Source organism: Streptomyces sp. NPDC046859 (assembly GCF_040645135.1).
In the GTDB taxonomy this organism is placed as follows: Bacteria; Actinomycetota; Actinomycetes; order Streptomycetales; family Streptomycetaceae; genus Streptomyces.
The window spans coordinates 246,527-270,727 of the sequence record NZ_JBEYXR010000008.1; the positions used below are offsets into that span (position 1 = coordinate 246,527).

The 24,201-nt window shown below is 69.3% G+C and carries 23 protein-coding genes and 1 tRNA gene; 11 read left to right on the plus strand and 13 right to left on the minus strand.

Translation table 11 applies throughout. From position 1 onward, the window contains the following. Window positions 1-151 precede the first annotated feature (151 nt). A complete protein-coding gene (locus ABZ899_RS15185) occupies window positions 152-1,447 on the plus strand; it encodes a VCBS repeat-containing protein (protein ID WP_361345630.1) in 1,296 nt (431 codons plus the stop codon). Here the strand turns inward: ABZ899_RS15185 and ABZ899_RS15190 are convergent. Continuing rightward, complete coding sequence (locus ABZ899_RS15190) at window positions 1,444-2,316, minus strand: DUF72 domain-containing protein (RefSeq protein ID WP_361345632.1); 873 nt, start codon at window positions 2,314-2,316, stop codon at window positions 1,444-1,446. The two genes, ABZ899_RS15185 and ABZ899_RS15190, sit on opposite strands and share 4 nt — an antisense overlap. A 191-nt stretch (window positions 2,317-2,507) precedes the next feature. On the opposite strand from ABZ899_RS15190, the gene ABZ899_RS15195 reads away from it, so the two are divergent. Then, a complete protein-coding gene (locus tag ABZ899_RS15195; protein WP_361345634.1) occupies window positions 2,508-3,338 on the plus strand; it encodes an alpha/beta hydrolase in 831 nt (276 codons plus the stop codon). A gap of 22 nt (window positions 3,339-3,360) precedes the next feature. On the opposite strand, the gene ABZ899_RS15200 is transcribed toward ABZ899_RS15195, so the two are convergent. From ABZ899_RS15200 to ABZ899_RS15210, 3 genes are all read right to left on the minus strand, one after another. Next, window positions 3,361-4,134, minus strand: a complete 774-nt coding sequence (locus ABZ899_RS15200; RefSeq protein WP_361345636.1) for a polysaccharide deacetylase family protein — start codon at window positions 4,132-4,134, stop codon at window positions 3,361-3,363. A gap of 172 nt (window positions 4,135-4,306) precedes the next feature. Beyond that, window positions 4,307-4,489, minus strand: coding sequence for a hypothetical protein (locus ABZ899_RS15205; protein WP_361345638.1), 183 nt, complete (start codon window positions 4,487-4,489; stop codon window positions 4,307-4,309). An 83-nt stretch (window positions 4,490-4,572) separates the two neighbouring features. Further along, the gene (locus tag ABZ899_RS15210) at window positions 4,573-4,794 is read right to left on the minus strand and encodes a hypothetical protein (protein ID WP_108707912.1); all 222 of its coding nucleotides are present in this window, start codon (window positions 4,792-4,794) and stop codon (window positions 4,573-4,575) included. 458 nt (window positions 4,795-5,252) lie between these two features. On the opposite strand from ABZ899_RS15210, the gene metG reads away from it, so the two are divergent. Then, window positions 5,253-6,872, plus strand: a complete 1,620-nt coding sequence (gene metG, locus ABZ899_RS15215) for a methionine--tRNA ligase (RefSeq protein ID WP_361345640.1) — start codon at window positions 5,253-5,255, stop codon at window positions 6,870-6,872. 581 nt (window positions 6,873-7,453) lie between these two features. On the opposite strand, the gene ABZ899_RS15220 is transcribed toward metG, so the two are convergent. Continuing rightward, window positions 7,454-7,720, minus strand: coding sequence for a hypothetical protein (locus tag ABZ899_RS15220; protein WP_361345642.1), 267 nt, complete (start codon window positions 7,718-7,720; stop codon window positions 7,454-7,456). On the opposite strand from ABZ899_RS15220, the gene ABZ899_RS15225 reads away from it, so the two are divergent. Beyond that, a complete protein-coding gene (locus ABZ899_RS15225; protein WP_361345644.1) occupies window positions 7,697-7,864 on the plus strand; it encodes a hypothetical protein in 168 nt (55 codons plus the stop codon). The genes ABZ899_RS15220 and ABZ899_RS15225 overlap by 24 nt on opposite strands. A gap of 82 nt (window positions 7,865-7,946) precedes the next feature. Here the strand turns inward: ABZ899_RS15225 and ABZ899_RS15230 are convergent, their stop codons facing one another. Next, complete coding sequence (locus tag ABZ899_RS15230; RefSeq protein ID WP_361345646.1) at window positions 7,947-8,615, minus strand: DUF4232 domain-containing protein; 669 nt, start codon at window positions 8,613-8,615, stop codon at window positions 7,947-7,949. Between the two features lie 526 nt (window positions 8,616-9,141). Here ABZ899_RS15230 and ABZ899_RS15235 point away from each other — a divergent pair. Further along, window positions 9,142-9,726, plus strand: a complete 585-nt coding sequence (locus ABZ899_RS15235) for a hypothetical protein (RefSeq protein ID WP_361345648.1) — start codon at window positions 9,142-9,144, stop codon at window positions 9,724-9,726. Between the two features lie 534 nt (window positions 9,727-10,260). Here ABZ899_RS15235 and ABZ899_RS15240 read toward each other — a convergent pair. Then, window positions 10,261-11,949 carry a SpoIIE family protein phosphatase gene (locus ABZ899_RS15240; protein WP_361345650.1) on the minus strand — a complete coding sequence of 563 codons (1,689 nt, stop codon included), beginning with the start codon at window positions 11,947-11,949 and terminating at the stop codon, window positions 10,261-10,263. 609 nt (window positions 11,950-12,558) lie between these two features. Between ABZ899_RS15240 and ABZ899_RS15245 the strand changes: the two genes are divergently transcribed. Next, a complete protein-coding gene (locus ABZ899_RS15245; protein WP_361345652.1) occupies window positions 12,559-13,029 on the plus strand; it encodes a hypothetical protein in 471 nt (156 codons plus the stop codon). 203 nt (window positions 13,030-13,232) lie between these two features. Here the strand turns inward: ABZ899_RS15245 and ABZ899_RS15250 are convergent, their stop codons facing one another. Beyond that, on the minus strand, window positions 13,233-13,640 hold the full coding sequence (locus ABZ899_RS15250; protein WP_361345654.1) for a hypothetical protein: 408 nt from the start codon (window positions 13,638-13,640) through the stop codon (window positions 13,233-13,235). Between the two features lie 233 nt (window positions 13,641-13,873). Between ABZ899_RS15250 and ABZ899_RS15255 the strand changes: the two genes are divergently transcribed. After that, window positions 13,874-14,203 carry a hypothetical protein gene (locus ABZ899_RS15255; RefSeq protein WP_361345655.1) on the plus strand — a complete coding sequence of 110 codons (330 nt, stop codon included), beginning with the start codon at window positions 13,874-13,876 and terminating at the stop codon, window positions 14,201-14,203. A 505-nt stretch (window positions 14,204-14,708) separates the two neighbouring features. After that, a complete protein-coding gene (locus ABZ899_RS15260; protein ID WP_361345657.1) occupies window positions 14,709-17,396 on the plus strand; it encodes an NACHT domain-containing protein in 2,688 nt (895 codons plus the stop codon). A gap of 954 nt (window positions 17,397-18,350) precedes the next feature. Here ABZ899_RS15260 and ABZ899_RS15265 read toward each other — a convergent pair. After that, window positions 18,351-18,752: a hypothetical protein gene (locus ABZ899_RS15265; RefSeq protein ID WP_361345658.1), complete on the minus strand. Its 402-nt coding sequence runs from the start codon at window positions 18,750-18,752 to the stop codon at window positions 18,351-18,353. A gap of 387 nt (window positions 18,753-19,139) precedes the next feature. Here ABZ899_RS15265 and ABZ899_RS15270 point away from each other — a divergent pair, with 387 nt between their 5' ends. Beyond that, complete coding sequence (locus tag ABZ899_RS15270) at window positions 19,140-20,009, plus strand: 4a-hydroxytetrahydrobiopterin dehydratase (protein WP_361345660.1); 870 nt, start codon at window positions 19,140-19,142, stop codon at window positions 20,007-20,009. Between the two features lie 453 nt (window positions 20,010-20,462). Here the strand turns inward: ABZ899_RS15270 and ABZ899_RS15275 are convergent, their stop codons facing one another. Further along, window positions 20,463-20,756, minus strand: coding sequence for a hypothetical protein (locus ABZ899_RS15275; RefSeq protein WP_361345662.1), 294 nt, complete (start codon window positions 20,754-20,756; stop codon window positions 20,463-20,465). A gap of 138 nt (window positions 20,757-20,894) precedes the next feature. After that, window positions 20,895-20,968, minus strand: a tRNA-Gly gene (locus tag ABZ899_RS15280). A gap of 524 nt (window positions 20,969-21,492) precedes the next feature. Here ABZ899_RS15280 and dcd point away from each other — a divergent pair. Together dcd and ABZ899_RS15290 are read left to right on the plus strand one after the other, a co-directional pair. Next, window positions 21,493-22,068 carry a dCTP deaminase gene (gene dcd / locus ABZ899_RS15285; protein WP_055621172.1) on the plus strand — a complete coding sequence of 192 codons (576 nt, stop codon included), beginning with the start codon at window positions 21,493-21,495 and terminating at the stop codon, window positions 22,066-22,068. A gap of 7 nt (window positions 22,069-22,075) precedes the next feature. Beyond that, the gene (locus ABZ899_RS15290) at window positions 22,076-22,591 is read left to right on the plus strand and encodes a phosphoribosyltransferase (RefSeq protein WP_361345664.1); all 516 of its coding nucleotides are present in this window, start codon (window positions 22,076-22,078) and stop codon (window positions 22,589-22,591) included. A 145-nt stretch (window positions 22,592-22,736) separates the two neighbouring features. Here the strand turns inward: ABZ899_RS15290 and ABZ899_RS15295 are convergent, their stop codons facing one another. Both ABZ899_RS15295 and ABZ899_RS15300 read right to left on the minus strand, forming a co-directional pair. Continuing rightward, the gene (locus tag ABZ899_RS15295; RefSeq protein ID WP_361345666.1) at window positions 22,737-23,150 is read right to left on the minus strand and encodes an Imm10 family immunity protein; all 414 of its coding nucleotides are present in this window, start codon (window positions 23,148-23,150) and stop codon (window positions 22,737-22,739) included. A 67-nt stretch (window positions 23,151-23,217) separates the two neighbouring features. Next, complete coding sequence (locus ABZ899_RS15300; RefSeq protein WP_361345668.1) at window positions 23,218-24,201, minus strand: Yip1 family protein; 984 nt, start codon at window positions 24,199-24,201, stop codon at window positions 23,218-23,220.

Genomic DNA, 24,201 nt, shown 5'->3' on the forward strand with positions numbered 1-24,201 from the left:
TGCGCGACTCGGGCGTATTTCAAGCCACATCAGCCCATCCCGCCACCCCGTCCGGACCCAGGGCTGTCGCCGCTTCTCGAACGCGTGCATCATTACCCAGTTGTTGTCCCTGGTAATGACGAGGTGAGCGGTGCGCGCGCGACGAAGCGGGATGTGTACGGCGGCCCTGACCGGCACCCTCGCCACGCTGACGGCCCTGGCCCTGACGGCCTGCGGCCCCACCGCCCACGACGACGCCGAGGCCGCTCCCGGCCCGCTCCGGGTCGCCGACGCCCCCGCCGAGCTCCCGGTGCCGCGCGGCAGGGGCAGCGAGGTCCCCGACGACTTCAACGGGGACGGGCACCGCGACCTCGTCGTCAACGACCTGGCGAAGACGCAGGCGCACACGGACGACGCCGGCATCGGCATCGTCTACGGCGGCGCCCGCGGACTCACGCCCGGCGCCCGGCAGTTGCTCGACCCCCGGCGGCACGCGGCCGCCACCGACGGCCGGCAGCCCGCCGTCTTCGACGCCGAGGCGACCTGCGACCTCGACGACGACGGCTTCACCGACCTGGTGGTCTCCACCGACCCGCCGTTCGACGGCCAGGGCCGGCCGCCGGTCCCGCTCCAGATCCTCTTCGGCTCCCCCGGCGGCCTGACCGGCAAGGGGGTCAAGCTGACGATCCCCGACGCCGCCCGCTTCGGCAACGACTGGCCGGACCAGCCGGTGTGCGGCGACTTCGACGGCGACGACGCCCAGGACCTGGTGGTGCACGCCTCGGACGGCCGGCTAAGCTTCCTGCGCGGCCCCTTCGACCGCGACGGCGCCCCCCGCGCGGCCGGCGCCCCCGTCCCGTCACCGGGCAACCTGCCCACCGGCCCGGCCGCCGACGTCGACGGCGACGGGTACGACGACCTCGTGGTGCGCACGGCGCAGGGCTCCGGCACCTCGGCGGTGGTCCTCGGCGGCCCGGACGGCCCGACCCGCACGGGGGTCACCCTGCCCGCCGGGATCGACCTCGCCCTCGGCGCGTTCGGCCGGGGCAAGGCCCTGGACGCGGCCGTCGGCGCCATGGGCAAAACGTCTCTGCGCTACGACCTGCCGGCCGCTGCGGCACGGGCGACGCTCGACACCGCCGGCTCGATGCTGGACGCCGCCGACTTCGACGGCGACGGACTGAGCGAACTGCTCTCCAGCGGCTCGCGGTTGCGCGTCTTCCGGGGCCGCGCGGGCGGCCTCGGCACCACCGGCATGGTCACCGTGAAGCCACCGGCCCACGGCACCACCCGCGTCCTGTCCACCGGCGACTTCGACGGCGACGGCCGGGCGGACCTGGTCGTGCGGACGTACGTCGGCGAGACCAAGGACACGGTGGCCGTGTACCCGGGCCGGTCCGCGAAGCAGGGCCTGCTGGCGGCCGAGCCGTCGGTGACGTTCTCCAGCACGGAGTTCCTGGTGCCCTAGGCCGTGTCCCCCGCCCGCTCCGCCGTCCGGCCGAGGAGCCGGGTCATGGCCTCGGCGGCCCGTACGGCCGCGTCCCCGCAGCAGTTGTTGAACAGCACGTGCAGGGCGTCGACCCGGCCGGCCAGCCCCTCCAGCCGGGGCAGCCACTCGCGCAGTTCGTCCTCGTCGTAGCAGTGCCGGAAGCGCTCCTCCTTGCTGCCCGTCCCCCAGTGCGCGCTGCGGCCGTGGAACCGCACGACCGACAGGCGGGGCGAGGTGACCGGGGCGACCGGCGGCACGGAGGCGGGCAGCGTCTGCGTCATGTCCACCGCGACCGCCGCCATCCCGTGCCGGGTGAGCAACGCCCGCGTGGCCTCCGCCTGTTCACCCCGCCACCACGCCGGATGCCGGAACTCCACGCTCAGCGGCCACCCCCGCGTCCGCCGCGCGGTCTGCTCCAGGAACGCCTCCGCCCGCGCGCCGGGCCGGAACCACGGCGGGAACTGGAACAGCACGGCGCCCAGCCGCCCGGCCCGCCGCAGCGGCGCGATGCCCGCCGTGAACCGCGCCCACACCTCGTCCAGGATGCGCGGGTCCCGCGCGTCGGCCGGCCACCCCCGCGGCATCAGGGCCGGCCGGGTCGGATGCCCGGTCAGCAGGGAGAACGCCTTCACGTCGAACACGAAGCCGTCCGGCGTCCGCTCCGCCCACAGGGCGCTGTTGCGCTCACCGGGCAGCGCGTAGTACGTCGCGTCGACCTCGACCACCGGGAAGCGCTCGGCGTAGTGCCGCAACCGCCCCTCGGCGTCCCGCCGCCCCACCGGGTACCAGCCGCTGCCGACCAGCGCCCGGTCCGTCCACGAACACGTGCCCACCCTGATGTCGCCCATGGGACGGCGGTTACCCGGACGTCCCGCGGCCAGACGTGCGCGCCCGCCGGCTGCGGATGTGGCCTCCGGGGGCCGCGCGTAATCTGGTCCGGGTACATCCGGCGCGCCTCCAGACGCGCGATCGCAGATCACGTGTGTGCCCCCACCCATCCGAACGGCTGAGGCACGCCCGGACGAGCGGAGGATCAACCATGGGTACGGTCACCACCGACGACGGCACCACGATCTTCTACAAGGACTGGGGTCCACGCGACGGCAAGCCCATCGTCTTCCACCACGGCTGGCCCCTGAGCGCCGACGACTGGGACAACCAGATGCTGTTCTTCCTGTCGCACGGCTACCGGGTCGTCGCCCACGACCGGCGCGGCCACGGACGGTCGTCCCAGAGCGCCGGCGGCCACGAGATGGACACCTACGCGGCCGACGTCGCCGCCCTCACCGACGCGCTCGACCTGCGGGACGCGGTCCACATCGGCCACTCCACGGGCGGCGGCGAGGTCGCCCGCTACGTCGCCCGCGCCAAGCCCGGCCGGGTCTCCAAGGCCGTGCTGGCGGGCGCCGTGCCGCCCATCATGATCAAGTCGGCGAGCAACCCCGGCGGTACGCCCGTCGAGGTGTTCGACGGCTTCCGCGCGGGTGTCGCCGGCAACCGGGCGCAGCTCTACATCGACGTGCCGTCGGGGCCGTTCTACGGCTTCAACCGCCCCGGCGCGAAGGTGTCGCAGGGACTGATCGACAACTGGTGGCGGCAGGGCATGATGGGCGCCGCCAACGCCCACTACGAGTGCGTCAAGGCGTTCTCCGAGACCGACTTCACCGAGGACCTGAAGAGGATCGACGTGCCGGTGCTGGTCATGCACGGCACCGACGACCAGGTCGTCCCGTACGAGGACTCGGCCCCGCTGTCGGCCAAGCTGCTGAAGAACGCCACGCTCAAGACGTACGAGGGCTATCCGCACGGGATGCTGTCGACGCACCCGGAGGTCCTCAACCCGGACATCCTGGAGTTCATCCGGTCCTGACGCCGGAGGCGTCCGGCGCGGCTCACCGCACCGGGAAGCCGCACGTGTAGCCCTGCGCCGCGAGCCACGGCAGGACGCGGCGCAGGGCCTCGACGGTCTGGGAGCGGTCGCCGCCGGCGTCGTGGAACAGCAGGGTCGGCCCGTTGGCCAGCTCCCGCTGCACGGTGGCGACGATGGCGTCGGCGCCCGGCCGTTCGAAGTCCTTGGTGTCGACGTTCCAGCCGAGCGGCCGCATGCCGCGCGAGGCGGCGAGCTTGCGGCTGTAGGGGGTGAACGCCCCGCCCGGCGCCCGGTAGTACATCGGCCGTACGCCGCCGGACGCCTCGGTGATCATGCGTTCGGCGTCCAGGATCTGCCGCGACTGGTAGGTGCGGGAGTTCTTGTCCATGGCGGTGTCGTGGGAGACCGAGTGGTCGCACAGCCGGTGCCCCTCGGCGACGACCCTCCGCACCAGGTCCGGGTACGCCTCGGCTTGCGTGCCGACCATGCAGAAGGTGGCCTTCACGCCGTGCTCGCGCAGCACGGCGAGGACCTGCGGGGTCCAGTTCGGGTCGGGACCGTCGTCGATGGTGATGTTGACGCCGCGCGGCCCCTTATCCGAGGCGTGCGCGATGGTCACGGCGACGGGCTCGGCAGCGCGGTCCGCCGCGGCCGGCGCGCTCGCCCTGGGGGCCGCCCCGCCCGCGGCGCCGGCCTGCGCGGTCCACACCGACGCCCCCGTGGCCAGGATCGTCACGCCCAGCGCCGCCCCGATCAGCTTGCCGTACCAGCCGCGCCCGCCCCCGTGCCGTGCCATGTCCGCCCCACTCTCCCGCTGTACCCGCCGCTGCCCGGTCACTGTGACCATCTGGCATGACGAGGTTCGGCGGCCCGGGGATCCGTCCGTTACCGATCACGGACAATCCCGGGGGAGTTCGGGGACAACTCGGCGGGGGCGCGGCGCCCTGTGCCGTCCCGCGGAGCGGATGTCAGGCGGCGCGGCCGCGCCGCTGGGTCCGGTCGGCGGTCATGTCGTCCTCCTGGTCGTCCGCCTCCTCGGCCCAGACGCCCTCCTCGTCCCCGAAGTCGGGGGCCTGGAAGGGCGTCGTGGTGGGAGGCGGAGAGGCCGCGCCGGTCCGGCGGGGCTGCCCTTCGAAGGGGGCGGAGAACAAGGAAGTCGATTCGATGGGAGTTCTGCCTTTCGTGCAGGTCCCATGACGGGACCTGGGGTGCCGTGACCGGGCACCGGCGGCTACTAGAGCTTGGTCATCTTCGCGTACGGGCTCACGATCCGCATCTGGGCGGAGCCGAAGTCCACGAGCGCCGCGACCCCGTCCTCGATGCCGACCACCCGGCCGAGGCCGTACACATCATGGGTCACCTGATCGCCCATGGCGAAGTGTTTTGGAGCCGGCACGACCGGGGCCTTGAAGGGGCTGGTGGGCAGATGACGCTTCGGCGCCGGAGGCTTTGTCATGGCTCAGTATGCGCCTTCGCGCAGCCACCCCGCTGTGGCCCTGGGCACAAGAAAGCCACAGATGACGTCATACACGCCGTTGACCTGGAGTTTCACAAATCCATATCGTCGACAGGATCAGCACACGCGGTCGGCGATCATGGCCTTGCGGAAGACGTCGTACCCCGGCACGCGGCCGGTGGAGACGCGGGCGTCGACCTCTCCCCCTCCCCTCCCCCCTCCCCCTTCCCCGCGCCGATGATCCGCTGGGCCCGTCCGGCGGCCTCCTTCCGCCCGGCGGTGCGGGAGCGCGTCTCACGGGGCCTCCGCCACAGGGCCGGGCGGGCCGATGACGGCAGGGTGGCGGCACCCCAACCGCCGTCGCCCGGGGTGCCGTTGGAGGGGCCCGGGGGGCGAGGGGCCACGCCGAGGGTAATTCACCACAAAGGGGGACAAAGGCACGGCTAGGCTTGGCCGGTATGGAGCCGCTCCGGGGACCCGAGTCCGGTGGGGGGAAGGCGTACTACGTCACCACCCCCATCTACTACGTCAACGATGTCCCTCACCTGGGCCACGCCTACACCACGCTCGCCGCCGACGTCCTCGCGCGCTGGCACCGGCAGCGCGGGGAGAAGGTCTGGTTCCTCACCGGCACGGACGAGCACGGCCAGAAGATCCTGCGCACGGCGACCGCGCACGGCGTCTCCCCGCAGGAATGGTGCGACCGGCTCGTGGAGGAGGCGTGGAAGCCGCTGTGGCGGCACCTGGAGATCTCGAACGACGACTTCATCCGCACCACGCAGCGCCGCCACACCGACCGCGTCCAGGAGTTCGTCCAGAACCTGTACGACAACGGCGAGATCTACAAGGCGGACTACGAAGGCCCGTACTGCGTCCACTGCGAGGAGTTCAAGATCCCCGCCGAACTCCTCGACGGCGAGGGCGAGTACGCGGGGCAGAAGCTGTGCCCGATCCACCGGAAACCGGTGGAGCTCCTCCAGGAGGAGAACTACTTCTTCCGGCTGAGCGACTACCCCGAGCGGCTGCTCGCCCACTACGAGGCCCACCCGGGCTTCATCCAGCCCGAGTCCGCGCGCAACGAGGTCGTGAACTTCGTCCGGCAGGGCCTCCAGGACCTCTCCATCTCCCGCTCGACGTTCACCTGGGGCGTCCCGGTCCCGTGGGACGACCGGCACGTCATCTACGTTTGGGTCGACGCGCTGCTCAACTACGCCACGGCCGCGGGCTACAACGAGAACCCCGAGAAGTTCGCGACGACGTTCCCGGCGGACGTCCACCTGGTCGGCAAGGACATCCTCCGCTTCCACGCGGTCATCTGGCCCGCGATGCTGATGGCCAACGGCCTGCCGCTGCCCGGCCGGATCGCCGCCAACGGCTGGCTGCTGGTGGGCGGCGAGAAGATGAGCAAGTCCAACCTCACCGGCATCGGGCCGCGGGACCTGACCTCGCACTTCGGCGTGGACGCGTACCGCTGGTACTTCCTGCGCGCGATCGCCTTCGGCCAGGACGGCACGTTCTCCTGGGAGGACTTCGCCGCCCGCTACACCAGCGAGCTGGCCAACGACTTCGGCAACCTCGCCTCGCGCGTGGCGGCCATGGTCGGCCGGTACTTCGACGGCGAGCTCCCGGCGTCCACCGCCGACGGCGACGCCGAGCACGCGATCCGCGCCGGCCTGGCCAGGACGGTCACGGAGGCCGACCGCAGGATCGGCGAGGAGCTGGACTTCCAGGGCGGCATCGTCGCGATCTTCGACTTCGTCAAGCAGGTCAACGGCTACCTCACCGAGCAGGAGCCCTGGAAGGTCGCCAAGGACGACAGCGCGCCGGGCCGAGCCCGGCTCGCGACGATCCTCCACACCGCCGCGGAGTCGCTGCGCGCCCTCGCCGTCCTGCTGCACCCGGTCATGCCGGAGACCTCGCGGCGCCTGTGGGACTCCCTGGGCGCGGAGCCCTCCCTCGGCCCCCTCGCGGACCAGAGGGTCCAGGACGCCGGGGCGTGGGGCAGGCTCCCCGCCGGTACGCGGATCACGAAGGGCCCGGCGCTGTTCCCGCGCCTGGAGGACGCGGGGCGCGGGTGACCCCGCAGGCGCCGCTCAGGGGGTGACCCCGCAGGCGCCGCTCAGCCCGTCAGGGGGCCGGGTGGCCGGCTGGAGGCGTCTCGGCGCGCCCGCCGGGAGCCGTACACGGGCGCCTGCCCGGCCCGGTCCTCGTGTCCGGCGGCCGCGTCGAGACGGTGATCGCGTTCCGGCTGACGGGCGACCGCGTCACGCGGAGCCGGGCCGTACGCGACCCGGGCCCGCTCCGGGCGTGGGACCTGCCGCGACCGCGCCGCCCACGGCCGGGCCGGCGATGTCCGACCCACCTGCCATGATCCCCGCATGCCGCTGATACCGGGATACGAGTACGGCCCCTTGGTCGAGGGGCACGCCTACCTGGACGACCCCCTCTTCTGGCCGGTGCACCTCGGGAGCTGCCTGCGGGGAGAGGCCGCCGAGGAGGCCGCGTTCGGTGCCGACTGGGACGCGGCCATGGAGCTGTACCGCACGCTGTCCGCGGAGCACGAGTGGCCCGTGTTCAGCGTGCCGCTGCGCTTGGGCCACACCCTGCACGTCGTCTACCGCAACCTCGACGGAGAGCGGGGAGCGGACTACCTGATCCATCACCCGTCCTGGTCCGGCGCGGCGACGCTCGCCGTGGACGACGGCCACTTCATGGGGCCGGGACGGCCTGGCACGAACTGCTGGCGGTCGCGGACCAGCCGGCGACGACGGGCGTCGTCGACGCCGACGCACGTCTGCTGCTGCTCTTCCCCACCCTCGGCGACGCGAGCCTCCCCGACGACGCGGCCCTCCGTCTCACGGCCGCGCTCGACGCCCTCACCGCGATGGAGGAGCCCGCCAAGGTGGCGGACCTGCTCCTGGAGCACCAGGGCCAGTGGGAACCCGCCCACTGGACGCGCACGGACGGCGTCTGGACCAACGATGGCGGCCACTCCTACCGCAACCCCGCGAACCCCTTCGCCCTGCCGGAGGCCCGGCTCCGGGAGATCAGTGCGGCGCTGAACGGCTAGGTCCGCCCCCGGGGCGAATCCGGAAGCCCACCGGCACCCCGTGAAGGCGGCCGCGATCGCCCGGTCCGGGCCGCCCATCCCGTCAGCTGAAGGGGACCGCGTCCTTCGGCGCCGTGTGCCAGTTGGTGACGATCGCCTCGTCGACCGTGATGGTGCCGACCTTCAGGGAGACCGGGTTCGCGTCCGAGTCGTCGACGGCGACGATGACGGAGTCCAGTTCCTTGCCGTCGTTCGTGCTGGTGGTCTTCGGGTTCACACCGGCGTACGCGGTGGTGCCCCCGGTCAGCTTGATCGGCTCGCCGACGGCCTGTTCCGCGGGGCCCGCCTCGGTGCCGTCGGACCCGAAGGCCACGATCGGGTGGGTGCCCGGCAGGTAGCAGGTGATCCCCGGCCTGGCCTTGGCGATGACCAGGATGTAGCCGCCCGCCTGGGTCTCGGACCTGGTGCTCCACGTGATGTCGTTGGCTCCGCAGCCCTGCTCGACCGGCACCCGCGTGCCGTCGCCGGCGTCGACGCCGGAACCGGTGTCGGCCGCGTCGGTCCCCTCGTCCTTCGCACCGGGGCCCTTGCCGCTGCCCGCGGCCGCCGAACCGGACGGCGTGACGGACGCACCGCCGCCCGACGCGGGCGCGGAACTCCGTGCGGCACCGGTGTCCTTGGCCGCGTTCCCGTCCTCGCAGGCGGTCATCAGCAGGGTGCCGCCCACGAGGGCGGCGGAGACGAGAAAGGCCTTGCGGTGCGTGCGGTACATCGGATCCCCCTGGAGAAACAGTGGTCAGTGGTGGTTCATGACGAAGCCGCTTCCGGCTCCGTGGTCACTCGATGACTATGAGGGCCGCGCGGGCCGGAAGGGTCCGCCCGCCGTCGTTCCAGAACACCGTTGTCACAGACCGCGGACATGGTGAAGGAGATCTCGGGGACCGCGCCCACGCCGCGGCCGCACCCTTGTCCGACGAGGAACGCACCCGACTGTCCGACGAGGAACGCGCCCGACGGTTTCCCGACCGCGTCGGGGTGTGCCCCCTTCCGCCGCCGAGGCGGGCGTAGCCTCGAGGGCGCCGAGGGCTTTCCGTGTGCCGGCGCATGTGCCGAGTGCCGTTCTCGGCGAACGACGACGCCGGGCCGGACCTCGTCCGGACCGGGGCAGGGTTCGCCTCATGACCGAGCACGCGCCGGACCGCCCGCCGACCGCCCGCACCGCGACGCCGGGCCGACACGGGACGCCTCCCGGGACACCGTGCCCACCGCGGCGGCAGGGAACCCCGCCGGAGAGAGGCGTGTTCGTCCGTCTGCTCACCCGGCGCCAGATCGGCGACCGGATGGGGGAGCTCGGAGAGTTGTACGGTCACACCTCGTCGAGCGAGCCGCACGAACCGGGGTTCCTCGACCCGTCGGACCGGGCCGGATCCGCCGCCTTCCGGCGGCGCCTCGCGGGTCATATGCGGCGGCCGGGGTTCGAGCTGCTCGTCGCGGAGGCCGTCCGCCCCTCGGGCGCCACCGTCCTCACGGCCTGTGCCTACGGCTTCCCCGTACGGGGCACCGACCCCTGGTGGCAGGGCCTCGACGGATATCTCCCGGAGGCCCTGTTCCGCACCGCCCTCTCGGGCAAGCTCCTCGCGGTCGCCGGCGTCCTCGTGGAGCGCCGTGTGCGCACCCAGGACCCGACCCGCGAGTGGAACCTCGCCCGGCGCCTGCAGAAGCGGCTGCTGGGAGACCACACCGGCGCACTCGGCGTCACCTTGGTCGACCGCGGTGACGTGGACACCTACCGGGCACTGCTGGCCTGGGGCTGGAGCGCTCTCCCCGCGGAGGGCGGCGGGGCGTCCCGTTTCGCTCCGCACCGCCTGCTGGTGCTCGGCTGAAGGCGTCCGGCTTCCAGCGAGCCGCGGCGAGGCGACCGGGCTCCGTCCAGCGGACCGCGGCTGCCGCTTCCGTCAGGAGGACGACGGGGCAGAGCCATGCCCCCACGACATCACGCGAACGACATCAGGCCCCGCCAAGTCGCCCTCCCGCGTGTGCAGCAGGGCCCCTTCGCGTTGCCTGGTGTGCGGCTCGTCCGGCACGTCTGCAGGACCGGAGGAGCCTGGGCCGGGTCAGTCCCCAAGGGACGTCGCTGAACCGGCCTGGCACACCAAGCCCCCCGACCTCGCCTAACGCACACGTCCGCGGCACGGTTCTTTCAGATCTCTCCGTGTCTGTTTCTGCTGCGCGAGCGGTGCGCGGCGCGGATCGCCTCCGCCATCGACCAGGCGACCGTCTCCGGGAACGCGGGGCGGGCAAGGAGTCACGCCGCCCGCATCCCGGGTGGGCGCCTGTCCCCCGGTTCCGGTGACGCGTCACCGAAGAACTCCGCCGCTTGACCGCCCGCCCTTCGGGCCGGGAGTGGTGTCGATCGGTTACCGGTCCGGCAGACGCACGGCGAGCACAGCCACGTCGTCAGTGCTGCCGGGCGTCATACGGAGGAGGAGCTGGTCGCACAGTGCGTCCAGCGGTGAGTGGGCGAGCGCGAGCGCGTGGCGGCGCAGCCGGTCCAGGCCGGTGTCGAGGTCGCTGCCGGGGATCTCGATCAGGCCGTCGGTGTAGAGCAGCAGGGTCGACCCCGGCGACAGGGGCTCCGTGGCGTTCGGCCGGCTCGCGCGGGTGCCCTGGGGGGCGCCGAGGACCAGTCCCTGTCCGGCCTCGAGGTAGCGCGCGTGTCCGTCGGGGGTCAGCAGGAGGGGCGGCGGATGTCCGGCGCTGGTCCACCGCAGGGTCCATGGTCCGGTGCGCGGGTGGCCCTCGATCCGGGCGAGGACGAGGGTGGCCATGGGGACGGTGGTGATGGCGGGCATGGCGTCGTCGAGCCGGTCGACGACCGCGCCGGGCGGCCCGGCGTGGTCCCAGGCCAGTGCGCGCAGGATGCCGTGCAGTTGGGCCATGCCGGCCGCCGCGGTCAGATCGTGGCCCACGACGTCGCCGATGACCAGGGCGAGCGTGCCGTCCTTCAGCTGGAACGCGTCGTACCAGTCCCCGCCCACCTGGGAGCCGGCCGGAGCGGGCTGGTAGCGGGCGGCCAGCCGCAGGCGGCCGGGCTGGGGCAGCGGAGGCAGCAGATTGCGCTGCATGGCCTCCGCGACGGCGCGCTGGCGGCCGAACCGCTGTGCGTTGTCGATGACCAGACCGACCCTGCGGCCGATGTCGCTCACGATCTCCAGGTCGTCGCTGTCGAAGGGGTGCTCCGGGTCGGTGCGCACCAGCGTCAGGGCACCGGTGATCGGCCGCCTGGTGCCCAGCGGCACCGTGATGGTGGATGTCGCGTGCACGGTCCGCAGGAAGTCGCTGTGGGCGGCACCCACGGGAGAACCAGGTGGGGAGCTCTCCGCCTCGTCCTCACCGTTCTGCACTACTACGGGATCGCCTCCGTTCAGCACCTGGACAAGGGGCGAGCGGTCTGCCGCCGCGTTCTCGGGAAGACGCTCGCGCCCGCCCTCCAGCTCTCCGGCCCGGCCCCCGGGACCGGTCACCGCCACCCGGTGGACCCGCCCGGAACCGGTCCTGAGGTCCACCGCGGCCCAGTCGGCCAGGCGAGGAACCAGCAGGTGGCCCAGCCGGGCGAGGGCCTCGTCGGTGTCCAGGGTCTGCCCCAGCACGTCGGTGATCTCCGCGACGAGCGTCAGCCGCTCGGTGAGGTCCTCCAGAGCGCTGGTGTAGGCCGCGCGTTCCCGGCGGGCACTGCGGTCACCCGTGATGTCGTTCAACAGCACGACCACGCCCTTGAAGGAGACGCCGTCCGTGAGAGGGGAAGCGGACCAGGAGATCGTGACCAGACGACCGTCACCCCGCAGAAGGCGGTCACCCTCCCCGCGCGCGGCAGCCCTCTCGGCCAGCGACCGGAGCAGTGGGCACCGCTCCCGCGGGAGTGTGCCGCCGTCCGCGGCCCGGTGCAGCAGATCGTGCGCGTCCTTCCCGCGCATGGCGGCGACGCCGCGGCGCAGCAGCCGTTCGCCGGCCAGGTTGACGGCGAGGATCCGTCCAGCCGGATCCACCGTCATCAGGGCTGTGCCCAACTGCTCGACGACCTGCCGCCAGAAACCCGGCTCGACCACGGGCCCCGACCGCCCCTGACCTCCCGCACCGGGCACCGAGTCCTCCACGACACCGCCCTCCAGTCATGGCAGCCACCCACCGAAGCCCGCAAGCGCATCAGAGGAACCTTCGCACCGGTGACCGATGGTCTCCGTCAAACGATGGTCTCCCGACAGGAACCCACTCGCATGGCCGACACGAGTACCTGCCCAGCCACCTCCGCCGTACGCCTTCTCCCCTGCCGGACAACAGAGACGCTCCGGGTCGCCCCCGTCACGGTCGCGCCACTCGCGAAGGTCGGCCGCACACATCACGCCCCGCTTCGCAGCCCTCAGGGGGCCGCTGCCTTCCCTGCCTTCATCCAGGGTCTCCATGACCGCTTCGCGGTGATCGGGGCAACGACCGGGTCGTCGCTCGCCCTCAGTCGTGGCAACGAGGCGGCCGAACTCCTCTTCGACATGGTCTGCGGCGAATGGTGGGAAGTGCGCCGTGATCTGCGGCTTCCGGGCCACGGGCGATCGCTTCGAGTTGCCTGCCGCTCGCCGCTGTTCCCCGTGGTTCCCCGCTCGATCCGGCACCGCACGTAACTCTGTGGCCACGGTGCGGCGTCCCGCCTGATGATGGGTCACATGGATGTTGTTGTGCAGTGGATACGCACGTCGTGGACGAAGAAGTCGCGCGGCGGCCCTGGAGCTGCTCGCAGAAACGCCGCACCAACGGCCTTCTCCCTGCCTCCGCGCTTGAATGCCGCCCTTCATGAGATCGCCATGCAGGAGTCCGACTCCTTCGAACCTCACGTGCGGGTACGGGATCTGTCGGCATCCGGGACGATTCTTCGCGAGGTTGACGGGCTGCTGCGCGTGGGCCCGCCAGAGGTGAGCACGTTCGCCATGCCACGACGCGATCGGCGCCCGCCTGCCGTTCGTCTGGCTCCCGGCCAGTGGCTGCAATGGCAGATCAACCATCGGTTCGTCGACCGTTGTGACGGCGCCTGGTCCTATCGACTGGAAACGTTCAACATCGTCTATGGCTCTGCGGCACCCGACGTTTTTCTGGGTGTGCCGACACGCCGTGTAGACGAGCGTCGGGCGCTGCGCTGAACTCCGTGGCGCCGATCCCTCGTTGTCCACGGACGGCCCGGGACGAGAGCCCCAGCCGTCTCATGGTGGCGGGACCTTCTGATCCGTAGCTCTACAGAGATCGGTCAGTGGCGGTCATACAGGCCGCTTCACGGTCACCTGCGGGCGCTACAGGACGCGGGCGGTTGCTGTGGCTGCCGTACTCCGCTGCTGTACTGCCGCAGTCACCAGTCACGCCACCCATCGGTGATCTCGGCGCGCCCGATACCGCGCCGCGCCGCCAGAGCCGCCACATCGATGCCGTGCTCAGTCAACGTCTGGTCGATGTACTCGCACAGTTCCTCTCGGTCCACGGTGTCGTACCCGGCGCTGCCGTGGTGGCTGTCCTCATCTATTGCGTTGAGCCGAAGGACGACTTGCCTGATGGCGTCGAAGACCTGCTCGTCGGACGGTTCCGCCAGCATGCCTAGGGCCTGCTCGAACGCTTGAAGGGCTTCATCTGTATCCCGCAGAAACGACTCCGGGTAGAGCTGTGCCACGCCGGCACATTCCGGGTCCAATGTCCCGGCTGCCAGTTGGCGGGCCTCCTCGGCTATGCCAGCACGCCAGTTCTCAGGTGGTCTCATCGCCATGCCGGGACCGTATCCGCCACCACTGACAAGACGTCGGTGCCGCTTTCCAACTGTGTTGGTGGGCCAGGGATCGCGTACAGAGGCGTTCACCTGCGTTCATGGGCGGCTGATTGCCTGGGCGGTCACCGCCTCTCGTCCCGACTGGACGGTCGTGAACGGCGCTGAATGAGACGGAAAATGAGACGGCCGGTGGGGCCGGGCTCGCTAACATCTTCGCTGTTGGAGGGAGTGCCATGGCTCTGGTCCGCAAGGGATCACGACGGATCGTTGTCGACGGTACGGCCTACCGCTGGCGGCTGCGTGGGAGGCCGACGTACTTCCAGGGCTTGGCCTGGTCGCCGTGCACGTTCGCGGTCGAGCATGCGGACACCCCGGGCATGACGCTCGTGGTCACCACCGACCAGCCGCATACGAGCAACTGGATCGGTCGCGAGGCTGAGCCTGTACTGCCGTCCGGTGTTGCTGCTGCTGTTCGACTTGCCCTGCGTGCGGGTTGGACTCCGACGGTTCCGGGCTCCTCGTTCCACCTCGACCAGTCCACTGGTTTCGCGTCCTCGTCCTGAGCGGTGTAGAGAGTGAGCACCGCCTTAGGAGTTCGACCTATCCTCAGCATCCTTGCCGCTTTGGCGCATGCGGGTGCCTTACGTGGTTGCCGATAGCCGCCGCCGTCCGCATTCGTTGATGTCAGCGATAGATGTCATCGGGACAGACCGGGTCTGGGCAGATCTCCGACGGCTCGTCTGACTCACCTCCACAGCGAGCGGCAGGTCCGCCGGCCATCGTCTTCCGCTTGGCAAGCAACAGGTGGCCCGGTTGCCGTGGTTGTTAGCACCTGAGGCAAGGGCAGGGCGGGGTACGGACGGTTGTTGACAGACAGCTGGGGCCACGGTGGTTGCTGTACTTCGCTGCTGTAGCGCAAGGGCTCCGGAGGACCCTTGCCGTTTCTTACACGTCGCCTGCAAACCAACCATTTTTCACTATTTTCCCCGAACAGGAGCCCAAGGTGGCTCGGTGACGGCATGATGACTGACTGTGAGAACTGGGGGACGCGGCCGGGGGCCGAAGCGTGTGGGCGTGTTGTTCTTATTGACGCTGGCGCTGGGGGTGGGCGGGGCATTAGCGCTGGCTTGGTACTTTGATTTGGGCAGGGCCACGACAGCAGCCACGTTGCTCCCTACCTTGGCGCCCGCCTACCTGGCCTGGAAGGCATTCCAGCATGATCGTCTGGAAGCACTCCCCCGGGTGGACCTGAACGCGGTCGCCGACGAGCTCGCGCAAGTGGTCAGAAATCAGTGGGACAACGAAGCTGCTATCCGTCGTCTAAACGATCCCTACCCGCTACCGATCGCTTGGCGCGCCGCCGATGCGGACCTCGTCGAGCCCTGGGCTTTGCTGACCGAGGTGGCTCGGGCGTGGCCTGGGGGGCCGCCGGGAGATCCCACTGAGTGGCCCGCGGACGCTCCGGGACTCGCAGGCGCTGACGCGCAGATCGGCGATGTGTTTACCAAGCGGGTACCAACGCGCCGTCTGTTGATCCTTGGGCCGCCCGGCTCTGGCAAGACCATGCTGCTCATTCGATTGCTTCACGACCTAATAGCACAGCGGTCAGGAGGCGGTCCAGTGCCGGTGCTTTTCTCCCTCGCCTCCTGGGACCCCGCCCACCAGCCTTTGAAAGACTGGCTGGCCGAGCAGTTGCGACGCGACCATGCCGGACTGCGCGAACTGGCCCCGCCGGCCGCTGCCGGGGTCGCACAAGTCGACTTGGCCCAGGCCCTGCTGGATTCCTGGCTGATCCTGCCGCTCCTTGACGGCTTCGACGAGATTCCCCCTGCCCTGCACGCCATTGCCCTCGATGCGCTCAACCGGGCCTTGCCCGCTAAGCAGCCTCTGGTGGTGGCCAGTCGTGCTGCCGCGTATCGGGACGTCCTCACGCAACAGGATGCAATGGTGCGGCTCAACGGGGCTGCTGGCATCCATCTCCTGCCACTCGCTGCCGACCAAGCGGCCGCCTACCTGCGCCACGACGCCGGCGGCGCCTGCACTTCCGCTGCTGGTCGTTGGAGCACCGTAGCCACTCACTTGGGCACCGACACACCCGTCGGGGAAGCGCTGAGTACCCCCCTGGGCCTGTTTTTGGCCCGCACCATCTACAATCCCCGACCACACACCCCGGCCACGCCCAATGCGATCCCGCACCCAGACGAACTGTGCAACACAACCGCCTTCCCCACCCGGGCCGCCCTCAATGCCCACCTATTCAACGCCTACATACCTGCCGCCTACACTCGTCACCACTCGCACCCGCCCCGCTGGACCATTCCTCAAGTCCATCGCTGCCTAGTTTTCCTCGCCCGGCACCTGGAGACCCGTCGCGGCGGTAGCCCCAACCTGGCCTGGTGGGAACTCCCCTACGTCCTCCCCCCATACGTTCACCGCCTGATACTCGGGCTTGTAGTAGTGCTCGTAGGTGGACTCGTGCACGGATTCGCGGCCGGGCTCGTGTTCGGACTCATGGTCGCGCTCAGGTCTACGCCCTCGGGCACTCCAAGTACACGGCTAAGCTGGTCACTCCGCTCAGTCCGCCGCCTCGGGCGGCAGCTCATGGCTGGATTCGGATTCGGGCTCGTGATGGGACTCGTGTTCGGGCTCGTGTTCGGACTTGGACTCGGGGTCACGGCCGGGCTTTCGTTCGGGCTTGTCTTCGGGTTCAAATCCGCCCCCCTGGGCTCCCCGAGTGCGCGTCTACGCTGGTCACCCCGCAACCTCGGCGGGCAGCTCGTCGCAGGGCTCAGGTTCGCACTCGCGGGTGGGCTCGCGGCCGGGTTAGGGTTCGGGCTCGTGGCCGGGCTAGCGGCTGGGTCGGGGTTCGGGCTGGTAATGGGGCTCGCGTTCGCGCTGGTATTCGGACTCGGATTCGGGTTGATGGTCGGGCTCGTCGTCGGACTGAGGTCCACCTCCCCGGCTGCTGCGAATACACGGCTACGCTGGTCACTCCGCAAGCTTGGGGGCCAAGTTGCGGTCGGCGTCGTGACCGCGGTCTTTTTCGGGTTATTTGTGGCTGGCTGGGCCAGCCACGGAACCGGGGTAGCGTTCGGGCTGATGGTCGGGCTCTCGGTCGGGCTCGTAGTCGGACTCAGGTCCACGCGTGCAGGCGCCCCAAATGCCCGGCAGGGCTGGTCTCCCCGCAAGCTTGGCGGGCAACTTATTGCCGGGTTGGTCTCCGGGCTCGCGTTCGGGCTCGCATTCGGGTTTCTGGCCGGCCTCGGGCTTGCGGACGGGCTCCTACTCGGGCTGATGGTCGGGCTCGTGTTCGGACTCATAGTTAGTCTCGTGGGCGGACTCAGAGGCGAGAAGGCTGACCTAACCACCATGACTGGACCCGCCACATTGCTCGCCCAGGATCGCCGTACCTTTTTCGGGATCGAGCTCGTCGCCGGGCTCGTGGGCGGCGGGTTCGGTCTTGCGGCCGGGCTACCGGGCGGACTTGTGGTCGGACTCGTCTTGGGTTGGGCGGGCGGCGGCTTCGGGTTGCTGGTTGGACTCGTCGTCGGACTTGAGCAAACAGCTTGGGCTGGCTGGCTAATAACTAAGACCTATCTGGCATTGCGGCGCCGAGTTCCGTGGAACTTAATGACTTTCCTTCAGGATGCACATGAATACCGGGGTGTGTTACGGCAAGTGGGAGCTGTCTACCAGTTTCGCCACCTTGACCTGCAACGCCACCTCGCCCAGCAGCCCTGGTCGCCAACCACATGACCCAGCGTCCGAACCTGCAATCCCGGACAACCATTCTGGGCGGACACTATGGCGGTGAATCCACACCCAGCGCATGGATAAAGCACGCGAAATGGGCGGGTCCGCTGCTGCGCGAGACCAGTTCGTCACAGCGATTCCCTCGGCCCCCGCACAATCGGGGCACGGGTGCGGCACGAAGCTCTTCGTCCCGAAGCAACTTGGGTGGGGCGGCGCCTTGGGCTGGCGTGTCAATCACCTGCGCTGATGGTCCGCTGGCGTCCGCGCTCGTCCGTTGTTGTTCGTCGACGTTGTCACGCAGTTAGACACGCACATGGTGGGCACCGCTTCACTCCTCCCCGGGTGGGATGAGGCGATCGGCACTTTCGGCGTCGTCCACATCCCCGTGCGCGTCGACGGTGATCGGGGTGGCGGCGTCCCTTGGCGGTGACCAGCCATGCAAGCACCTGCTCGGTCAACGGCCCGTTGTCGGGTCCCTCATCGTTCCAGAACGCGCGCCAGCCCCCTCCAGGTATGGCGGCCACAACTTGACTGGTGGGCTCCAGATGAGAGAAATCCGGGGTAGTCGGTCACCGGGCGGCGGGTGCCGCGCTGAGGATCGACCACCAGGGCAACACCCGTTGCATCCCAAGCGTCCACGTCCCTGGTCCTTCCGATCATCGTCTCAGTGCCGGTGAAGATCGCGAGCCAGCCTGTCCCGTTGAAGTAGCGCATTGGGGCATCGTCCACGACGGCGGCCGGCCTGCCCTATCCGACTCCCGTTGCCCTGGTACGGCATCAGCTTGGGAAGCTGTGGGCATTCGGGGCCGGTTCGGGCTCTGATCAGGGCGGACGGCCGTTGAGCGATATCGTCGGGCTGGCCGCTTTCACCGTGATTCCCCGCTGTTCCCCGCTCGATCTGGTGCGCTTGTGGTGCGCAGACGTGCGATGTTCGGCGGATCGCGTTCTTGAGCCGTCCTACCACTTCCGCCACTTGTTCGTGAGCTGGTACCGGCCCAGGCCATGGCGGGCGGTCAGGGCGACTACATCGACGCCGCGCTCGGTGAGCGACTCGTCGATGTAGTCGCACAGCTCTTCGCGTTCGTCAGTTTCGAAGGCGCTGCCGTTGTGGGCGTCGTCCACCGCGTTCAGGGCCAGGACGACGCGTTCCACCACAGCAAAGACCTGTTCGTCAGGGGCCTTGCTAGGTCCAGGAAGCTCGCCCTCGAACGTGTCGAGGACTACGTCGGTCGCCGCAAGCAGTTCCTCGGGGAACAGCCCTGCCATGCAGGCGCACTCGGGGTCCAGGGTGCCGGCGGCAAGCTCCTCGGCTTCCTCAGCTATGCCGTGACGCCAGCTCGTAGTCGGTCTCTCAGCCATGGGCGGGACCGTACAGCTCGGTACTGACAGGGACGGCTGAACATCCGCGGGGCGGTCAGCGGCCTCCGCACCATGCGCACGCTTGCCAACTGTGTAGGTGGGTCTTGGGCTGAGTGCAGGGGTGTTCAACTGCGTTCATGGGCGGCCAGACCGTGAGGCGAGCCCGACGTTCGGTCCACTGTGAACGGCCGTGAACGGGCTGACCCTGGACACCCTGCGTGCTCAGTAGCGGAAGCGGATTGTGTCCCCCTCGACGTGAAGGAAGAAGTCTTCAATCGGCGAAGCGCCGTCGAGCGGGACGAGGGTTAGGCCAAGGCCCTTGACCGCCTTCCGGGCGCGGCGAATGCGCAGCTACCCTTGCATGATGGCAGGTTGGGGGAGGGCCGGATGGAACGGATCTTCATTAGCTATCGTCGCGAGGATGGTGCGGCTGAGGCCTGGTTGCTACAGGAGAAGCTGAGTGACCAGCTGGGTGGTGCAGCCGTTTTCTTGGACACGTCTTCTGTATCGCCAGGAACTATTTGGCCTGACCGACTGCGCCAAGCACTGGACAACGCGTCTGCCGCACTCGTGGTAATCGGTCCGAATTGGATAAAGGCGTCCGACGAGTGGTCACGACGGAGAATTGACCTACAAGACGACTGGGTTCGCCTGGAAGTAGAGAAGTCGTTAAATTCAGACAAGGCCGTCCTTCCGGTACTGGTTCGGGGTGCCGTGATGCCTCCTGGAGAATCACTCCCGTCATCAATTTCGGCACTTGCCTTGCGGCAGGCCATCGAATTGCGCAACGCCAATGACGTTGATTTGATCGCGAGAAATCTGATCAGACTGCTGGGAGCGTCGAAATCTGATCGAAAAACAGGCCTGTTTCCACGCCCCGCTCCGGAGCTTCCCGACCCCTTGAGTGAGGAGAAGATCGAGGTAGCACTGAGGGGTACTTTGCATAATTGGCGCATAGAGAAGCGCCGGCTCGACGAAACCTCACCTGATGCCAACAGTGCGACACACGAAACGGTTGGCCTGTACCGTGAGTATCGATTTCAGTCTTTCCGAGATGCGGTTTCATTCATGCATATGACGGCCCCGGGTTGCGATATTGCTATTCACCATCCGGTTTGGGAAAACATCTGGCGTACCGTGCGGATTTTCCTCACCACTTGGGACATCGATCACCGGATTTCGGACCGCGATGTGCAGCTGGCCAAGTATTTCGAACGAGCATACGAGGATTTTCCCGCGGCAGATCCTGTCGACTGATGTGAGGCACTTACGGGTTATTGCGCCGTCGTTTCGATGCCGGTCGCAGCTCAGCTTGGGAATCACGGGACGATCAAGCGCTGATGGGAGGCTGACCGGCCGGAACGGCGCATATGCGTTGCTGCAGGCTTCTGTGAGTACCGCTTTAGGAGTTCGATCTGCCCTCCGTTCGGACGGGCCCTGCCTCGTGTGCCGGTACCGCACGTGGCTGCTGTGTATCACTGCCGTCCGGTGCCGTTGATGTCAGGCGGGGATGTCAGCGGAACAGCTCCGGCACCGGGCAGGCGTCGAAGGACTCGTCTGGCCGGTCGGCCCACTTCCACCAGACGTGCCCACTGGCGCACCTCCACAGCGACCGGCACGCCCGTTGGCCGTCGTCCTCCCGCCGTGAGAGCACAAGGCCATCAGACTTCATGGGCTGGCTGCACTCGGGACAGGCCGCGGCACGGCTGATCATGCGGGGCCCATGACACCCATCGCGGCCAGCACGAGACACATCGTGCCGAAGAGAAAGAAGCAGCCCACGGCCATCATGACGGCCCCGAGCCTGACGACGCCGGCAGTCTTGTGCTCTTGCGCCATCAGTGAGCCTGAGATCTTTTGTCCGAGATCCAAAGGCCCTGGTAGCCGCCCGTTCCGTCGGAGCATCTGTCCGACGCTGATGAGCGCTACGCCAAAGATCAGGGTGAGCGCGCCCGTCTGGAGCTGGTAGACCGGGTCGTAGGCCTGCGAAACCGCGATGATCAATGAAACCCCCCAGGTGCCGGGCAGAGTCCCTGTCCGGCGGCAAGAAACACCCCATCTTGCCTGACCGCCACTTGTGGTGCGCAGTTGCACCGGTCTAAACAACAAAGAACCCCCGGATCTCCGACCTGGGGGTTCGCATGGAGCGGGTGACGAGAATCGAACTCGCGCTCTCAGCTTGGGAAGCTGATGTTCTACCATTAAACTACACCCGCGTAAGACGCCCTGTCCGGGGTAACCGGGGGGTGTCCGATCGCCTCGTCACTCTACCTCATCTCCGGGCCCGGGCGCTGTCACGTCGGGGCCTGAGTGCGTTTCAGGGCGTGGACGCGCCTGCGGGGCGCCGGAGTTGGGGCGTACCGTGGCGGAGTGGAAGGGGGTCCGGGCGGGGCCGGAGTGCCGCCTGGAGGGCCGTCCCTTTGATCCCGTAATGTGGCCTCTCGTCGTCCGGCAGGCAGCAGCCGGGCGCGGCTCTTGGGGAAGGGACTCTAGGACTTGATGGAGCGCACCGTCGTCCAGTGTGCCGATGGGCACGTGTTCAGCACCGCGACGTTCCCGATGCAGCAGGCCGAGCGGCTCGGCCGCGGCCGGCTCGTCCGATGTCCCCGTTGCGCCCGGCTCCGCAGCGCGGTGCCGGTCCAGGGGGAGAAGCGGTAGCCGGCGACACGGACAGAGCGGGCGTGGGGCGCGCGGACGGTGCGGTTGGGACCGGTACGCGCGCCTTGCGTATCCTCAGGGCGTGCTTCTCTCAGACAAGGACATCCGGGCCGAGATCGACGCCGGGCGGGTACGGATCGATCCCTACGACCACTCCATGGTGCAGCCGTCCAGCATCGACGTACGGCTGGACCGGTACTTCCGGGTGTTCGAGAACCACCGGTACCCGCACATCGACCCCTCCATCGAGCAGGCGGACCTCACGCGGCTGGTGGAGCCGGAGGGCGACGAGCCGTTCATCCTGCACCCCGGGGAGTTCGTGCTCGCCTCCACGTACGAGGTCATCACGCTGCCCGACGACCTCGCCTCGCGGCTGGAGGGCAAGTCCTCGCTCGGGCGGCTCGGGCTCGTCACGCACTCGACCGCCGGGTTCATCGACCCGGGGTTCAGCGGGCACGTCACCCTGGAGCTGTCGAACCTCGCCACGCTGCCGATCAAGCTGTGGCCGGGCATGAAGATCGGCCAGCTGTGCATGTTCCGGCTGACCTCGCCCGCCGAGTTCCCGTACGGCAGCGAGCGGTACGGGTCGCGCTACCAGGGGCAGCGCGGGCCGACCGCGTCCCGGTCCTTCCAGAACTTCCATCGGACCCAGGTGTGAGGACGGCATGAGCGACGCCCCCGCGCGGGAGAACCTGACCTACGAGCGCTTCGGCACCGCCGTCCGCGAGCTGGCGCAGACCATCGCCGACGACGGGTACGAGCCGGACGTCGTGCTGAGCATCGCCCGGGGCGGCGTCTTCGTCGCCGGCGGGCTGGCCTACGCGCTCGACTGCAAGAACCTGCACCTGGTGAACGTCGAGTTCTACACCGGCGTCGGGACGACGCTGGAGATGCCGGTCATGCTGGCGCCCGTCCCGAACGCGATCGACTTCACCGACAAGAAGGTGCTGATCGCCGACGACGTCGCCGACACCGGCAAGACGCTCAAGCTCGTCCACGACTTCTGCGTCGAGCACGTGGCCGAGGTCCGCTCCGCCGTGATCTACGAGAAGTCCCACTCCCTCGTGAAGTGCGAGTACGTCTGGAAGCGCACGGACGACTGGATCAACTTCCCGTGGAGCGTTTTGCCTCCGGTACACAAGTCCGGTGAGGCACCCAAGGAGAACCCGGAAGCGCTCTGACCCGCGCGTGTTGCGGGCTGCTGGGAGCGGCTTCCGCCCTCGGTCCCGTCCTGACGGCCATGAACGGTGTACTGCCGGCGGCTGCGAGGCGGGCCGACGTGGTTCAGGGCCCGGCCCGGTGCCGGGGTCTTTCGTTGTTCGCGGTTCATACGGTGACGCGGAGCGGCAGCGCAGCCTCTCGGCCGTAGGACAGGACCTGGGGAAGTACCTCGCGGAAGCGGGCGATGTCCTCGGCCGGCGCCTCCAGGACCGCCTCGATCTCCGCGTCCTCCAGGTCCAGCGAGGGCAGTGCCGCGGGATCCAGGGAGACGCGCAAGACGTTTCCGGTCAGCTCGACCGACCGTACGCACCCGTACGCGGTGCCCTGGTCGGGGGTGACCACGCAGTGCGTGTCGAAGCCCAGGGAGACGTCCTGCTCGTCCGGTTCGTCGCTGCTGCACTGGAACAGCAGGAAGAAGCCGCTGCCGTCCTCTTCCTCCGCGACGGTCGCCTCTATGCAGCAGTCGTGGTCGAGGTCGGTCTCCGCCCCGGCCGCGCGCGCAACGAACCTGTAGGTCATGGCCGTGTTCTATCAGAAGGGGCCCCTGTCGCCGTCCGCGACAGGGGCCCCTTCCTTCGGCCGGGGGCTAGAACGTGCCCAGTTTCACGATCGACAGCAGGGCCACCAGCTGGATCGCGCTCGCGCCCAGGGCCTTCGGCCAGGGGAGGTCGTGGGACTTGGAGACCATCAGGGTGAGCAGGGCGCCGCCCGCCACCCAGGTGGCCCAGCCGAGGATCTGGACGAACGAGGCGTCGCCGCCCGCGAACATGGCGACGACCAGGCGCGGGGCGTCCGTGAGGGACATGATCAGCATGGAGAGGCCGACCGTGGGCTGCCAGGCGCCGTCGCCGCCGAGCTGGCGGGCGAGGGTGTGGGTGACGACGCCCAGGACGAAGGCCGACAGGACCATGGCGACGGCGGTGGTCAGGACGATCGGGATGGCGTTGGAGAGGGTCGCGTTGATCGCGTCCTCGCGGGCGCCGTCGAAGCCGAAGACCGCGAGCAGGCCGTACAGGAACGTCACGATGAGGGCGGGGCCCCACATGGCGTAGTCCCGCATCTGCAGGAACGTCTGCTGGGGCGAGAAGATCACACCGCGCAGCAGGTCCTTCCAGTGCAGGCGGGGGCCGATCGGGCCGGCCGGGGCCGTGCCCGCGCGGTAGGTGTCGCCCTGCGTGTACGGGTCGTCGCCGACGGTGAACGCCTGGGTGTGACCGGGGTTGTTCGCCGCGTACGGGTCGGCGGGGGCGTGCGGGTAGCCGCCGTCGCCGAAGTACTCCGGCTCGCCCTGGCCCGCGGGGCCGTGACCACCGGGGCCGTAGCCGCCGTGCCCGCCGCCGTGCGCCTGCGGCCAGCCGCCTCCGCCGCCCGAGCCGCCGTACGGCTGCTGCGGCGGCGGAGGGTAGCCGTACGACGGTCCCTGGGGCGTCTGCTGCGTGTGCGGGGTGCCGTTGTTCCTGCTGCCCCGTCCGATCCTGAATCCAGCCACGTCTTCGAACGTACCTGGTCCTGGCAAACGGTGTGCCGGGCCCGGCGGTTCGGGCCCGGCTTTGCTGCCGAGCTGTGACAT